The organism is Haloarcula vallismortis ATCC 29715 (genome assembly GCF_000337775.1).
Classification (GTDB): domain Archaea; phylum Halobacteriota; class Halobacteria; order Halobacteriales; family Haloarculaceae; genus Haloarcula; species Haloarcula vallismortis.
Genome location: NZ_AOLQ01000004.1, coordinates 116357 through 130450, shown reverse-complemented (window position 1 = coordinate 130450; position 14094 = coordinate 116357). Strand labels below are relative to the sequence as shown.

Sequence of the window (14094 nt, the reverse complement as noted above, 5' to 3'; positions counted from 1 at the left end):
GCGGCACCAAGCTAAAAAAGGGCAGTGTCGCCCGATAGCAGGCAGTCCGGTGGACGTGCCAACGTGGACGCCGGAGGCTACGTGAGCCACTTCGTCCGGCGGATATCGTACGCACCACAGTCCGGACAGGAGTGGTACTGAACGTCGAACGACGCCCGGCACACCAGACAGGTGTACCGGCGGCTCTGTTCCTCCCCAGGGGACGCAACGTTATCGAACAATCCCATCGACGACCACACGCCACCTTGGCAGTACGAGAGTAAAAACGGGGTAGATCGTTCACACATTTCATACCAGCGGCGTCTGGCGGTTGCGATTATGGAGTAGGGTTGTGGCGGTCAGTGACCGGCAGCGCAGATGTGATGTTCGTTCTACAGTCATACGACGGGCGAGTTACGCTTCCAGCGGAGGCGTGAGATTGACCCTATCCTGTCCAGAGAGTTGTGACCACGGATTTTAATGCCCAGTCACCGGGTAACGCACGATATGGATGTGGCACCTGCTGTCGGTGAGTTGACGCCACCGGATCGAACACTGATGGGTCCCGGCCCGAGCGATGTGCACCCCCGCGTACTCAACGCGATGAGCACGCCGCTGGTCGGTCACCTCGACCCCTCGTTCATCGAGATCATGGACGAGGTCCAAGACCTCCTCCGGTACACGTTCCGAACAGACAACAAGTGGACGATTCCGGTCTCGGGCACTGGCTCCGCAGCGATGGAAGCGGCCATCGGCAACGTCGTCGAGCCGGGCGATACGATGCTCGTCCCGACGAACGGCTATTTCGGCGGCCGGATGGCAAGCATGGCCGAGCGCGCAGGCGGCGAGATCGTCACCGTCGACGCGCCGTGGGGCCAGCCGCTCGACCCAGCGGCGGTCGAGGATGCGTTCGCCCAGCACAGCCCGGACGTGTTCGGGTTCGTCCACGCCGAGACCAGCACTGGCGTCCTTCAGCCGTCCGTGCCAGAGCTGACGGACATCGCCCACGCGAACGACGCACTGGTCATCGCCGACAGCGTCACCTCGCTGGGTGGCGTCGAACTCCGCGTCGACGAGTGGGACATCGACGTGGCCTACTCCGGCCCCCAGAAGTGCCTCTCCTGTCCGCCAGGTGCAAGCCCGCTCACGCTCAACGACGACGCGATGGACAAGGTCCTCACCCGCGAGTCCGAGGCTCGCTCGTGGTATCTGGACATCTCGCTGCTGGAGGGGTACTGGGGCGACGAGCGTGCCTACCACCACACCGCACCCATCACGAACGTTTACGCGCTCCGTGAGGCGCTGCGACTCGTCGCCGAGGAAGGCATCGAAGAACGCTGGGACCGCCACCTGCACGTCGCTGGCGCGCTGAAAGCCGGCGTCGAGGGGATGGGCCTTGAGATGAATGCCCCCGACGATTTCTGGCTCCCGAGCCTGAACACCGTCCGCGTGCCCGACGGCGTCGACGACGGCGCGGTCATCCAGCACTTGCTTGCGGAGTACGACCTCGAAATCGCCAGCGGGCTGGGCGCGCTGGAGGGCGACATCTGGCGCATCGGCTGCATGGGTCATTCGGCCCGACGACAGAACGTCAGCTACCTGCTCGCGGCGCTAGGTAACGCGCTGCGCGAACAGGGCGCGGCCGTCGACGTGGACGCCGGACTGGCGGCGATGAGCGAGCGGTTCTAACGCTCCACTGCGCCGGCCTCGGGGGTTTCATTTCACCGACCTGCTGAACAGGGTTGTTTCACGGAGCCCGGTTGTTCGAAGCCACAGGATAGACTAACCCCTGTTCACATCCAGTCGACACCGGCTGAAAACCAAGTCCGCCCTCCCCGATTTGAACGGGGGACAAGTCGATCTACAGTCGACTGCTCTACCAGTCTGAGCTAAGGGCGGTCGACACCCGAAAATACCCCGCCGTCTGGACTTAAGGGTTGTTATTCGTGGAAGGTGCGCCGAACGGTCACACGACGCGGAGTGGCACACTGATCGGTGTCAGACACGTCTGACCCGCTCACAGATGTCTGATAGACCGGTCAACGTAGTCTCCGAGCGGAATCTGAGCGGGAAGAGCGGTATCGCGTCATGCCGGTAGCTGACGGGCGTCAGACAGCGCGGGAAGATTAAAATACCATCCTGTATAATACCTTCACCGAGTCCGATGAGTAAGATAACGTTCCGTGCTGACGATGACCTCATCGACCAACTCGAGGCGTTCGACGCCTCGAAGAGCGAGGTCATGCGCGAAGCGCTCCGGGAGTATCTCGGAGACGCCTCTGCGTCAGCGTCGGAGCCACCGTCATCGGCGTCAGAGTCCGTGACCGACGCCGAGACAATTGACGAACTCATCGAAGAACGTGTCGACAGTATCATCGCCGACCGACTGCAAACGCGACACCACCGCTCGCCACCACAGGATGTCAACGTAAACATCTCGTTAGACGGCGTAAGCGGAGGGGCAGCGAACGCCGAGACCGAGCGACGGCGCACCGCTGACCGTGGTGCGAGTGCAGAGGACGAGCGGTCTCACAGTGAACATCAGGCATCCGACAGGAGCGGGCGTAAGACAGAGCCGGAAACGCGGGACAGGTCCGACACAGAGGAACGTAAGACATGCGCGCAATGCGGTGAGAATCTGGGTTCTGACCACGTTTACTGCCCGAACTGCGGTGAGAAGTCGTCCCGTCGAGTGTTCTGTGATTGCGGCGATGAACTCCGGTCAGACTGGGGATTCTGCCCGGGCTGTGGGAGACGAACGCCTGCAGCAGATGTGCTCGATCAGACCTAAGTCAGCGTTTACGCCAGATAGAAGCCCTCAAACGCTGTAAACGGGAAAGTGTATGACACTGCCCGTAAGTTTTAATACATCAGGGTCAGTGGTTTATTCTGCGTAAGACGGTCGTCTTACACAGCGACGAACGCGGGGGGATGCCGCCCCCGTACTGCGGTTTCGCTGTGTAAACACTCGTGCGGGGCGTAAACACGCTCCGTCCGGGCCGTCTTACCCAAGGGGAACTACCAAACATGGAGCGTGTGACACTACGGATTCCGAAGCAGCAGATTGAAGAGGTCGAACAGATGGTCGAGACGGGCGAGTACCCCAATCGGAGCGAAGCGATTCGCTCGGCGGTTCGGGAAATGCTCGCCGAGGAAGGCTCCGAACAAGCCTCCGAAAAGAAGCGGTCCTGGGCCAAGGTGTAACGATGCAGGATATCGTTAACGAGGCCCTCGAACGCGACGAGCAAGAAAAGAAGCGGATGTCCGACGAGGATGTCGACGGGTTCGGCGACCCGCGCATCGTTATCGTCGGCTGTGGTGGTGCCGGCAACAACACGGTCAACCGCCTGTACAACATCGGCGTCGAGGGCGCCGACACCGTGGCCATCAACACGGACAAACAGCACCTCAAGATGATCGAGGCCGACACGAAGATTCTGGTCGGCAAGTCCCTCACCAACGGCCTCGGTGCCGGCGGTGACCCGTCGATGGGCGAGCGCGCCACTGAGATGGCACAGGGGACTATCAAGGAAGTGCTGGGCGACGCTGACCTCGTGTTCGTCACCGCTGGCATGGGTGGCGGAACCGGGACGGGTGCCGCCCCCGTCGTCTCGAAGATCGCCAAGGAACAGGGCGCAATCGTCGTCGGCATGGTGTCGACGCCGTTCAACGTCGAGCGGGCCCGCACAGTCAAGGCCGAGGAAGGGCTGGAGAAGCTCCGCAACGAGGCGGACTCCATCATCGTGCTTGACAACAACCGCCTGCTCGATTACGTCCCGAACCTGCCAATCGGCAAGGCATTCTCCGTGATGGACCAGATCATCGCCGAGACCGTCAAGGGCATCTCTGAGACCATTACACAGCCGAGCCTCATCAACCTCGACTACGCCGACATGACATCCATCATGAATCAGGGCGGCGTCGCGGTGATGCTGGTCGGCGAGACTCAGGACAAGAACAAGACCGAAGAGGTCGTCAAGGACGCGATGAACCATCCGCTGCTTGACGTGGACTACCGCGGCGCGAGCGGCGGCCTGGTCCACATCACCGGCGGCCCGGACCTCACGCTGAAGGAGGCCGAGGGCATCGCACAGAACATCACCGAGCGACTTGAGGCCGACGCCAACGTCATCTGGGGCGCACGGATTCAGGAAGAGTACAAGGGCAAGGTGCGGGTCATGGCCATCATGACCGGCGTCCAGTCCGCCCAGGTGCTCGGTCCGACGACCCAGAAACAGGCCAACAAGTCCCGCGAGGCGATTCAGGAAGTCAGCGACGACACGTCCTTCGACGCCTCAGACAACGTCGAAAGCTTCGACACCCCCGCCCCGAACGGCGGCGGGAGTCAGAACAGCGGCGGTCGCAACGCCGGCTACAGCGAGACCGACGGCGGGCAAGACCAGCGCGAGAAGAACAACGGACTCGACGTCATCCGGACGAACAAGTAGCGACGTCCGCGATTCTTCTTTCGGTTTCTACAGCCACGAGCGACGCAAACCGTGAGCGGCGCGTCCGGTGTGATGGCAGTCAGAACAGATTCGTCGCAGTGTCAGACAGGGCGACGACGCGTCAGACCGCTTCCAGCGCGTCCAGCAGATTACACTTCCGGCAGAGGTCTCGCGCTGTCGGTGCGCCGCAGTTGTTACACTCACCGTAGTCGGTATCGCTGTCCTCGCCGCCGTAGGTGTCGGCAGCGAGCGCCGCGAGCTTCTCGTAGCCGGCCATAATCGAGTGCCGGGTCCCGGGGTGGTTCTCCTCGAGGCCGAGCATGAGGTCCTGTATCTCGCCGCGGTAAGCCTCCTCGGCGTGGGGACATTCGGTGATGTGTGCCGGGAGGTCCTTGAAGCGGGCGTACAGCGCGACCTCTTTTTCGGGGATGTCGCGGAGCGGCTTGGCCCGCGGGATGTGGTGGTCCTGGGCCTCGCGTGTCTGTTCCGTAGGCGCGTCGGCAGACGAGTCAAACGGTCCCAGCGACGCCTCGAAATGCTTGGCGATCTGGGAGATATCGCCTTCGAGGAAGTTCATCAGCGCCGTCTCGGCCTCGTCATCGAGGTTGTGGCCGGTCAGCAGTTTGTCGGCGTCGAGTTCCTCGGCATACTTCGAGAGCAGGTCGCGACGGAACACGCCACAGTAGGCACAGGCGGCCATCCCCTCGGGGTCGTCCTCGACGACGTCGTCCATCTGGACGCCAAACTCCTCGGCGTAGGAGACGGTGACGTGTTCGATACCGAGGTCGTCGGTCAGTTCCTCACAGGCCTCCAGACTCGCGTCGCGGTAGCCCTCGATACCCTCGTGGATAGAAAGTGCTACCAGTTCGATGCGGGGGTCTTCTGCGAACGTATCGTGCAGAATCTGCGTGAGGACGACGCTGTCTTTCCCGCCAGAGAGACCGATGACCCACGTCTCTGGGTCCTCGACAGTGGCGTCGTCGGAGACGAGGCCGTCCTCGCGGATGCGACGACGGACCCGTTTCGTGACCGCTCGGCAGAGATGAGATTCACAGAGGTGCAGCCCGGAATAGGCCGCGTGTAACACCGCGTTCTCGCCGCATTTGTCGCACTCCATCGTGACGAGTAGTCGTGCCCGCAATGGTGAGAGGGTTTCGTCTCGGCCCCAGCGGGCAAGGTCTATGAGTCGGTCACAGCCACACCTTACAACGCGTCCGGTCCGTGCTGTAACGTGTCGATGACTGTCTCGACGGTGGCCTCGCGACCGGTCGAGGAGAACAGTTCGTGGCCGCCGTCGTACAACCGGATACGGTCGGCCGGCAGACGCGCCCCGACAGCACGCGGGTCGACGACGCTATCGGTGAGCGAGCAAACCGCCGCGGCGGTATCGCGAGCCGGCGGAAGCGCCCGCTGGGCCCGCAACACCGTTCGAAGGAACGCCGGCGAGACTGACGACGGAGCGTCCGCGAGCTGCTGGGCCGTCGCCAGGTCGCCGATGGCATCGTCGTCAAGCGTATCGACCGGGATGAACGGTTTCGTGATCGGGAGCGATGCGATAGCGTCAAGCACTGGCCCCGGAACCGGGAAGTCACTGTCCCACCAGGGACTCAAGTACACTCGGTTGCCGATGCCGTCGATGTCGAGGTGGGCCGCTGTCAGCCCGCCGGCGCTGTGCCCGAGCAGGTCGAAGGCATCGAGGTCGGCGGCGTATTCCCGGACTGGCTCGACCCACTCCCGCCGGTAGTCGGTGATGTGTGTCGGCAGTTCGACGGCGTGAACGCGGTACGCCGTGGCAAGCGTATCGATGAGCCACTGGACGTTCCGGTGTCGACACCGGTTCCCCCAGCCGAGGACGAAGAGGCAATCTCTGGCAGCGCCCTCGTCATACACGCGAATCTGCATACTCGACGTTCCTTCGGTGGGGACATAAGCCCGAGTGAACGGCTGACGGCCACCCATCGTGTTGTCGACGTGGATGCCAGTGCGTGCGGTCAGGGTAGCCACGACAGCCACGCGCCGTGGGGTTCGTAGTCGACGAGGTGGGTGGTCTGGATGCCATCATCGGTCCGGCGTTTCCAGTCCAGTCCCACTGACTCGCCACCGGAGAGGTCCGGCTGACCGGTGAGCCAGTGCAGCGGCCGCTGAGTCATCCGATCTTCGAGGAACGTCGACAGCGCTTCGCTCAGTTGCTCGGGAACCTGATACAGCACGAGCGTGTTGACGACACAGACCGAGACATCGGTTGGGAGACCATCGAGCACTGCCGGCAGGTCATCGAGCATATCGCCCTCGATGAGTTCGGGCGGGTCGTCCCGTGCGACCGCCAGTGCGCTGTCCAGAACAGCGCGACGGTCCTCGTGTTCCGGCCAGATGAGCGCGCGGAGCCAGTCCCTGTCGGCCGCGTCGGTCACGTCGAGTGGATTGCGGTCGATGCCGACCCGTGAGCGGATTACGGGCGGTGTCTCCGGAAGCGGCGGGTCACCGCGTCGGACACTGCTCTCGATGGTGACCGGTGAGTCGCTGTTACCCACGACGTGGCCGTCGTAATCGTAGCGGTAGCGGTCAAAGAGGAGGTTCAGGCCCGCGCTCGGCCCGAGTTCCACCAGCGCAAGCGGCCCGTCGGCGGCGCGAGCCACCTGTGCGATAGCCGGGTAGAGGACCGCGCTGCGTCGGACCGCGTTCGTCTGCGTGCGCCGGGTCCGTAGAAGCGGCCGGATGTCGTCGGCGTGGTCGAGACAGAACTCGCGGAAGGCCGGGAAACACTCGTCGTCCGGTTCTCGCGAGTCTGCGACGATACTCGGGTAGTACTGGGCCAGCCGGTGGTCAGGATTCCGGTCAAGCAGGTAGTGGACCGCGGCGAGCAAGAGGTGCGGAGCCTGACGGCCCTCGGGGACCGCTGAAGCGAGGTCGAGGACTGCGTCATCGGCGGCGGCTTCCCGGCAGAGGTAGGCGTACAGTGGGGAGGTGTCTTCGGCCCACGTGGCGAGGTCCCAGAACTGCGTCTGACGGTCGGGCATGTCGGTCCAGAGACAGCACTGGTAAATCAGCGTTCGGCTTCTGGAGGGGGAACCATTTAGTCTGGCCTGCCTGTAGCTGAATCAATGGTTTTGGTCCAACCAACCGCAAGCAAATGTGCCAGTCCTCTCGCGTCGGACGAAGGTGGAACGGTCGCGTGGGCGGGCAGTCATGGAAACTGAGTCCGCAGACGTGGCCGTCATCGGCGGTGGCGTCGCGGGCATGAGCACAGCTGCACGCCTGCAGGCGGACGGCTACTCGACGGTCGTGCTCGAACAGCACCACAGCGTCGGCGGCTGTGCCGGCTTCTACGAGCGCGCGGGGTTCCGGTTCGACGTTGGCGCGACGACGCTCGTCGATTTCGTGCCCGGCGGTGTCGGCGGCCAGTTGCTGTCGACCGTCGGCTTCGATCCGCCGGAGATCACCATACAGGACGCCTACGATCTCTGGCTTCCGGACCGGACGGTGACGCTGTACCGCGACCACACAGACTGGGACGTAGAGCGACGGGCGAAACTCGGCGACGACAGGCGGCATCTGGCGTTCTACGACTTCATCGACGACCTCTCGACGCGGCTCTGGAAGCTCACCAGAAGAGACATCAAGATGCCGATACAGGGCGTGGACGATATCGTTCGAAACGCCAGAGCAGTCGGTCTCCGGGACCTTCCACTGGTCAGGTATCTTCGCTGGACAATGGCCGACGCGATGCGCGCCCACGACGTGTACGACGACCGCGCGCTACGCGCAGTCGTTTCGATGCTTGTCGAGGATACGGTCCACGCCTCGCTGGAGGAAGCGCCGCTGTTGAACGCCGTCCTCGGTATGACAATCCACCGGACGGGGCTGGGCCGAGCGACCGGGGGAATGTACGGCTTCTGGGACTCCTTTGTCGACCAGTACACCGACATCGGCGGACGAGTCGAGACGGGCCGCACCGTTACGGAGGTGACCGGCAGCCAGGGGGATTTCCGCGTGAACTCTGCGGCGGGGCCAGTCCACGCCGAACAGGTCGTCAGTACCGTCCCAGTCCCCGTTACCAGGGACCTTGCACCGACGGTCATCGGTGACAGGCTCGATGAATACTGTTCGATGCTGCGCGACCACGAGGGGAGCGCGCTCGTGCTGTTTCTCGGCGTGCCCGACACCGAAGTGGAGGGCCACGAGCGCACCCACCACCAGATTCTGCAGGACTACGACGAACCACTCGGCAACGGGAACAACATGTTCGTCTCCGTCTCCGCGCCGGGTGACGACGTGAGCGCACCGGCAGGGCACCGGGCGGTCATGCTGTCCACCCACTGCGGGGTCGAGCCGTGGCAAGGCCTCGACAGGGCGGCCTACGAGGACAAGAAAGCAGTCGCCCGCGAGCAGTTGCGTGCGGGCGGCCGGACCGTCTACCCCGACCTCGGGACCGACCCGGTCGTCTCCGAGGTGGCGACGCCAGTCACCTACGAACAGTTCACGAACAGACCCCGCGGGGCGGTCGGTGGGTACAAGCAGACGCCGGCGAACGCGAACCAAGGCGCCGTGCCACAGGACGTGGGCGTCGAAGGATTCTACCTCGCCGGCGACACCACGTGGCCCGGGCTGGGGACCGTCGCCTGTGTCAAAGGGAGCAAAATTGCGGCTGACCACGTCCGAGGGTGATACTCACTGCATCGCGTGCGCGGAGAGTCAGCGTTTAGGCCGCTCGACTGGTAGAGACACCAATGAGTATGGACCGTCCGGAGGCAGTCGAGCGGGTGGAGGAAATCGTCGCGACGGTCGAAGAGGAGACGATGCCGGTCCCGGTCCGCGAGGTGTGGGTCTACGGCGACGCCGCGCTCGGGCTGGACCCGGTCGAACGGCTGGACGTGTACGTCACCAAGGACATCCTGTTCAAGGACGCGCCGGGACGGGCCGAGGAGTTCCAGCGCAGTCACGGCGTCGACGGCGTCGGCAAGACCGTCCGCGCGGCGTGGGCTGACGAGCATCCCGAGTACATCCGCGCGAACGCCAGCGGGCACGCCGCGCCCGAGAAGTGCCTCGCTGCCCACCTCCTGAACGACGACGAGCCGGTCCATCTGGAAGTGTGCAACGCCTCCTTCGAGGACAACGTCACCCAGCGGCTCAAGGGCGCGAAGATGCGAAACGACTACGAGCAGATACTGGACCCACGGGGAGCCTGCCTGTGGCTCGACGGCGAACGCTCCCCCGAGGCGTTCCAGAAGCTCCGGGACAACGAGTTCGTCTTCCCGACGTTGACCCAGTCCCTGTCGATGCTCGGGATGGACGAGACGGAAGCCGGCAACGCCGCCGACGCGGTCAAGGAGTACCGGGCACAGCAAGACGGGGCGACAGTTCGGGGCGACGTGGTGTAGGCGCTCACCGCTGGCTCTGGCACGCCGTTACTGCAACCACGGCGCATCAACCGTCGAGAACCGGTGTCCGCAGGCGGGACATTCGACGAGCCGCGAGCCGCGCTCGCTGTCATCGACGGCAGCGAACTGACGGCTCCAGGTCATGTGACGGCACTCCGGACAGCGGCGGACGAGTGGTGGTATCATGTGGAGACGCGAGTCGGTCCGTGTCGGTCGTAGCTGCTCGCCCTGCAAGGCTCTATCGGCGAGGGACATCGCCCTGTGTCGGGCCACCGCCCTGACAACTACAACGCGGTTTTGAGCGAACAGAAGGGATACACCCCGACGACCGGAAGGCAGCCGTATGAAACGAACGCGACGGGCGACCGTGGGGCTGGTCGGTAGCGTGGCGATTAGTGCCCTGAGCGGATGCCTCGCGCCGGACGGGAACAGCAGTGGTGGCGGCGGCACCGAAACACGCACGCATCCGTCGCCGGGAACTGACCCTGCTACCGAAACGGAGAACGAAGCCACCGACACCGACGACGAAACGCCGACGGACACGCTGGACGGGCTGCCCGACGACCTGAAGCGGGTCGATACACCACCGTACGAGATCGAGAACAGCGAATGCGACTTCGATGACTCCGACGAGGGCGACCGTGACCCGCTGTATCTCTGTGTGAACATGCCGGCCGAGCCATCGTTGTCGTTCGAGCAGGAGACGACCCGTGGGACGCTGTTTGCTGACGAAGGGCTGGAAGGTCCCCCAGACGACGGTGACCAGCTCTACGCGACACTGCTGACAGAGGCCGAGGACATCGAGCGGTTCGAGAACGACAGCAGTAACGCGTACAGCCTCGCCGCCGACACCGATTTCGGAACTCACGCCGTCCTCGTCGTCCAGACCGGCTGGGGCTCCGGTTCGATCGTTCCCCATCTAAAACGCATTGAGGAGACGGCGGACGGCATCCACGCGTTCGGCTGTTACACGCAGCCCTGTATCTACACCAGTGATTTTACCGCCCGGTCGACGGTCGTCAGATTCGAGCGCCCGGACGCCCTCGACAGCGGCGTCGTCAGCCTGACCGTCGACCCGTCGATGCGGTACAACGTGGTGACGGATGAGGACGTGGTGACAATCGATCAGTCTGGCTGACCCCATGTTCTTTGCGACCTGCCGGTGAAGTGACAGCTATGGCAGCCCTTCCGATTCGGACCCTCCACGTGGTCGCGATGGCGGCCCTCGTCGGCGGTACGACTGTCCTCTGGCAGAGCTATCGGAGCGGCGCTGTCACCTCGCTCGCACCCGCGCGACAGTTCGAGTGGCTGTTCTGGGGCGGCGTCGGCGTGCTCGTGTTCACCGGCGTCGGGAATCTCGGGACGCTCGGGCCGCCAGGTCCCGGGACCGACTGGGGACGAACCCTGCTGGTGAAACTCACCGTCGTCGTCGCTCTCTTTGCCGGGTCGGTCGTCCGCACGCTCCTCCTCGTACAGGCCAGTGACCGCGAAGACACGTTCGACGACCTGCACCCGGCCATCCAGCGAACGCTCTCGCGGGCCTACGGCGCGACGGCGGTCGTCCTTCTGGGCATCGTCGTCCTCGCGGAGGTGCTCGCGCATGGTTGAACACCAGCGAGAGCGGGAAGATCTGGGGGAAGGAGCAACAGAGACTGAGACAGCACGCGACGGCAAACAGATTTCCACACGACCGGTATCCCTCGTGACGTGGACGCTTGCCACGTTCGACACCACCCTGTTCGTCCTGCTCGGCGTCCTCGCCGCCCACACGAGCGGGGAGCTCGCCGGCCTGCTCGCCGGGCTGAACACCCTCGTCGGCGTGGCCGCTTTCTGCTATCTCTGGGCGCTGTTCGTCCTCGCGGTCCGGTGGGTCAACAGCCGGGTCGCACTCGGGGACACCCCATTCCGGACCCTCGTGCTCCACGGCGTTGCGGCCGGGTGCGCTACCGGCGTCGTGTTCCTGCTGGGACTGTTCGCGGTGGCGCTCGTGCCGACGATACAGCGCGGCGGGGTCCGTCTCCAGACGGTGCTTGTGGTCCTTCTTATCGGAGGCGCTGTCGCCGCTGTCGTTGGCGGCGTCGTCGGACTGGTCGCCAGTCTGCTGGACACTGCGGTCTACAGATTAGCAGGCTATCTGCTCCCCGAGGCCGGGACCAAGCGCGTCACGGAACCACGCCGACAGTGACGAAAAACGGGACCGTCTCGCGGCGCTCGTAGGATTCGTCCTGCATCTGCTCGATCACGTCCCGGCCCATCGACCGCCAGCGCTCCCGGAGCGCGTCGTACTCGGCGGGCGTGGCCTCGCCGTTGAGAATCGTCTCGCGGTCGTGGGCCAGCCCAGTCCCGGTCGCTTTCCGCTGGGCGGCCTGCATCGCCGCGTCGTCGTAGGGCGGCTCGATGCGCTGTTCCTGATTGTACTGGGTCGTCGAGACGACGGACAGCCCCGCGTCGCGGAACACGTCGGCGGCGTCGCTGCCGAGGGTGACATCCGTCCGGACACCGTCGAGAAACAACCGGCGAGCGCGGCGGGCCAGGACCGGCTCGTCGCCGACAGTCGACTCGACGGTGACGGCGGCGTTGTTCGGCTCGATGGCGGCCACCCGGTCGGTGGCGACGCGAGCGAACTCCCGAACCGCAATCTCGGGGTCTGGGAGGTTAATCAGCAACGCCTGACACACCACGAGGTCGAAGCTGTCGTCGGCAAAGGGGAGTCGCGTCGCGTCCCCGCAGACGGTCGGACCGCCGGCGGCGGAAAGCAGGTCCGTATCAGCGTCGAGACCGACGACGGTCCCGTCGGTCTCCTCGCGGAGGACGCGTGTCAGTTCGCCGGTCCCACAGCCTACGTCGAGGACCCGCTCACATTCGCCCAACCGCAGGTCCGAAAGCGCCGCGCGGGAGTCGGCCCACATCCCCCTGCGGGTGGTTTCGAGGTAGTCGGCGGAGAACCTGCGCACAGTTTCGCAGAGTCGGGTCGGCCTCAAAAGTACCGCGGTCGAACGGCCCTATTCGCCCCGGAGTTCCTTGACGCGCTCGATGTTCCAGGCGAAGCTCTTGCCGTCTTCAGTCGGCGTCTCAAGTACCAGCGGTACGTCGCGGATGGCGTCGTGGTTGACGAACGCGCGCATCCCGTCCTCGCCGATGTGGCCCTCGCCGATGTGAGCGTGTTCGTCTTTGTTCGTTCCGCATTCGTGTTTGGAGTCGTTGAGGTGGACGCAGGCGAGGTCCTCGACCCCGACGACCTCATCGAACGCCGCGAGTGTCTCGTCGACGGCTTCGGGCGTCGAGAGGTCATAGCCCGCGGCGAACATGTGGGCCGTGTCGAGACAGAACTCGATGTCCTGATCGGTTCGTTCGCGGACCGTCGCCAGATGCTCGAACTGGCCGCCGAGCTTCGTCCCGCTGCCCGCGTCGGACTCGACCAGCACGGTGACGCCCTCGGGGATGTCGAGGTCGTCTAGGACGCTTGCCGCGTTGTCCAGCCCGCCGTCGACGCCCGCCCCGGTGTGGGCCCCGAGGTGGACGTTGACGTACTCGATGCCCAGCTTTGCGGCGGCGTCGACCTCCTTCTGCATCGAATCGAGAGACTTCTCGCGGAGGTCGTCTTTGGGTGTACAGAGGTTGACCAGGTACGACGAGTGGATGACCCACGGGCCGACGCCGTGATCCGCTGTGAGGTCGCGGAACTGTTCGGCTTCGTCATCATCGATGTTCGGGTCCTGCCAGACCTGCGGCGAGTGTGAGAAGATTTGCCCGCAGTTGCCACTGTACTCGACCTGCTCCTCGACGGCGTTGTAGACGCCGCCGGCGATAGAGGTGTGTGCCCCGACTTGTACCATGCACACCGGTCGGTGATGCCCGACAAAAGAGGTTCCGGAGTGTCACGGTCGGTCATAGCTCGTGTCCGGGGTTCGTCGAAGCGGGGCAACAGCCGGTGAACAGAGATATCCGATTGCTTCAGACCCACTCGCGGACGGGTGGGATCATGCGGAGGCTCGATAGCGCGAGGTAGGCACCGAACAGGACAAGTACCACGCCGATAGCCGCCGGAAGCGGCGTTGCTGACAGTAGTAACGCTGCGCCCCAGGAGGCCAGTACGACGCCGATACCGACCAACATGAGCGTGCCGAACGCGCCAAGCACTGCGTCCTCGGCGGCCACCCGAACAACCGCATACAGTTCTTCATCGGAAAGCTGTGCGACGCGGCCGTCAGTTGCCTGAGGGCCGGCAGAGGTGTCAGCAGAGTCGTCATCAGCGGGGGACGGGACCATGCCACTACTTGGCCGGATTG

At 64.3% G+C, this 14094-nt stretch carries 17 protein-coding genes and 1 tRNA gene; 9 read left to right on the top strand and 9 right to left on the bottom strand.

The window, feature by feature from the left end; genetic code table 11:
* Positions 1-77: 77 nt before the first annotated feature.
* Positions 78-227, bottom strand: a complete 150-nt coding sequence (locus C437_RS20425; RefSeq protein WP_004515013.1) for a hypothetical protein — start codon at positions 225-227, stop codon at positions 78-80.
* Between the two features lie 259 nt (positions 228-486).
* Between C437_RS20425 and C437_RS00970 the strand changes: the two genes are divergently transcribed.
* Entirely contained in the window at positions 487-1668 is a 1182-nt protein-coding gene (locus C437_RS00970) for a pyridoxal-phosphate-dependent aminotransferase family protein (RefSeq protein WP_004515012.1), read from the top strand.
* 136 nt (positions 1669-1804) lie between these two features.
* Here C437_RS00970 and C437_RS00965 read toward each other — a convergent pair.
* A tRNA-Tyr gene (locus tag C437_RS00965) sits at positions 1805-1878 on the bottom strand.
* Positions 1879-2143: 265 nt separating this feature from the next.
* On the opposite strand from C437_RS00965, the gene C437_RS00960 reads away from it, so the two are divergent.
* The 3 genes from C437_RS00960 (at position 2144) to ftsZ (ending at position 4427) form a co-directional block, all read left to right on the top strand.
* Positions 2144-2770 carry a zinc ribbon domain-containing protein gene (locus tag C437_RS00960; RefSeq protein ID WP_004515011.1) on the top strand — a complete coding sequence of 209 codons (627 nt, stop codon included), beginning with the start codon at positions 2144-2146 and terminating at the stop codon, positions 2768-2770.
* 236 nt (positions 2771-3006) lie between these two features.
* A complete protein-coding gene (locus tag C437_RS00955) occupies positions 3007-3183 on the top strand; it encodes a ribbon-helix-helix domain-containing protein (RefSeq protein WP_004515010.1) in 177 nt (58 codons plus the stop codon).
* A gap of 2 nt (positions 3184-3185) precedes the next feature.
* Positions 3186-4427, top strand: coding sequence for a cell division protein FtsZ (gene ftsZ / locus C437_RS00950; RefSeq protein ID WP_004515009.1), 1242 nt, complete (start codon positions 3186-3188; stop codon positions 4425-4427).
* Positions 4428-4548: 121 nt separating this feature from the next.
* On the opposite strand, the gene ncsA is transcribed toward ftsZ, so the two are convergent.
* The 3 genes from ncsA to C437_RS00935 form a co-directional block, all read right to left on the bottom strand.
* Positions 4549-5544: a tRNA 2-thiolation protein NcsA gene (gene ncsA / locus C437_RS00945; protein ID WP_004515008.1), complete on the bottom strand. Its 996-nt coding sequence runs from the start codon at positions 5542-5544 to the stop codon at positions 4549-4551.
* An 86-nt stretch (positions 5545-5630) separates the two neighbouring features.
* A complete protein-coding gene (locus C437_RS00940; RefSeq protein ID WP_004515007.1) occupies positions 5631-6329 on the bottom strand; it encodes an alpha/beta fold hydrolase in 699 nt (232 codons plus the stop codon).
* Between the two features lie 89 nt (positions 6330-6418).
* The gene (locus C437_RS00935; protein ID WP_004515006.1) at positions 6419-7444 is read right to left on the bottom strand and encodes a DUF2332 domain-containing protein; all 1026 of its coding nucleotides are present in this window, start codon (positions 7442-7444) and stop codon (positions 6419-6421) included.
* A 169-nt stretch (positions 7445-7613) separates the two neighbouring features.
* Here C437_RS00935 and C437_RS00930 point away from each other — a divergent pair, with 169 nt between their 5' ends.
* The gene (locus C437_RS00930; RefSeq protein ID WP_004515005.1) at positions 7614-9092 is read left to right on the top strand and encodes a phytoene desaturase family protein; all 1479 of its coding nucleotides are present in this window, start codon (positions 7614-7616) and stop codon (positions 9090-9092) included.
* A gap of 68 nt (positions 9093-9160) precedes the next feature.
* Complete coding sequence (locus C437_RS00925) at positions 9161-9805, top strand: DUF7095 family protein (RefSeq protein WP_004515004.1); 645 nt, start codon at positions 9161-9163, stop codon at positions 9803-9805.
* A 27-nt stretch (positions 9806-9832) separates the two neighbouring features.
* Here C437_RS00925 and C437_RS19705 read toward each other — a convergent pair whose 3' ends face one another.
* On the bottom strand, positions 9833-10060 hold the full coding sequence (locus C437_RS19705; protein WP_074654860.1) for a hypothetical protein: 228 nt from the start codon (positions 10058-10060) through the stop codon (positions 9833-9835).
* Positions 10061-10148: 88 nt separating this feature from the next.
* On the opposite strand from C437_RS19705, the gene C437_RS00920 reads away from it, so the two are divergent.
* The 3 genes from C437_RS00920 to C437_RS00910 are packed head-to-tail and all read left to right on the top strand — an operon-like array spanning position 10149 to position 11990.
* A complete protein-coding gene (locus tag C437_RS00920) occupies positions 10149-10943 on the top strand; it encodes a hypothetical protein (protein ID WP_004515003.1) in 795 nt (264 codons plus the stop codon).
* Between the two features lie 38 nt (positions 10944-10981).
* Entirely contained in the window at positions 10982-11413 is a 432-nt protein-coding gene (locus C437_RS00915; RefSeq protein ID WP_004515002.1) for a CopD family protein, read from the top strand.
* Positions 11406-11990 carry a hypothetical protein gene (locus C437_RS00910; RefSeq protein WP_004515001.1) on the top strand — a complete coding sequence of 195 codons (585 nt, stop codon included), beginning with the start codon at positions 11406-11408 and terminating at the stop codon, positions 11988-11990. Before C437_RS00915 ends, C437_RS00910 begins: the two co-directional genes overlap by 8 nt.
* Here the strand turns inward: C437_RS00910 and C437_RS00905 are convergent.
* The 3 genes from C437_RS00905 to C437_RS00895 form a co-directional block, all read right to left on the bottom strand.
* Positions 11968-12714, bottom strand: coding sequence for a class I SAM-dependent methyltransferase (locus tag C437_RS00905; RefSeq protein WP_004515000.1), 747 nt, complete (start codon positions 12712-12714; stop codon positions 11968-11970). The genes C437_RS00910 and C437_RS00905 overlap by 23 nt on opposite strands.
* A gap of 93 nt (positions 12715-12807) precedes the next feature.
* Positions 12808-13641 (bottom strand): deoxyribonuclease IV, encoded by an 834-nt coding sequence (locus C437_RS00900; RefSeq protein WP_004514999.1) that lies wholly within the window; start codon positions 13639-13641, stop codon positions 12808-12810.
* A 118-nt stretch (positions 13642-13759) separates the two neighbouring features.
* Positions 13760-14074, bottom strand: a complete 315-nt coding sequence (locus tag C437_RS00895) for a hypothetical protein (protein WP_004514998.1) — start codon at positions 14072-14074, stop codon at positions 13760-13762.
* Positions 14075-14094: the final 20 nt, after the last annotated feature.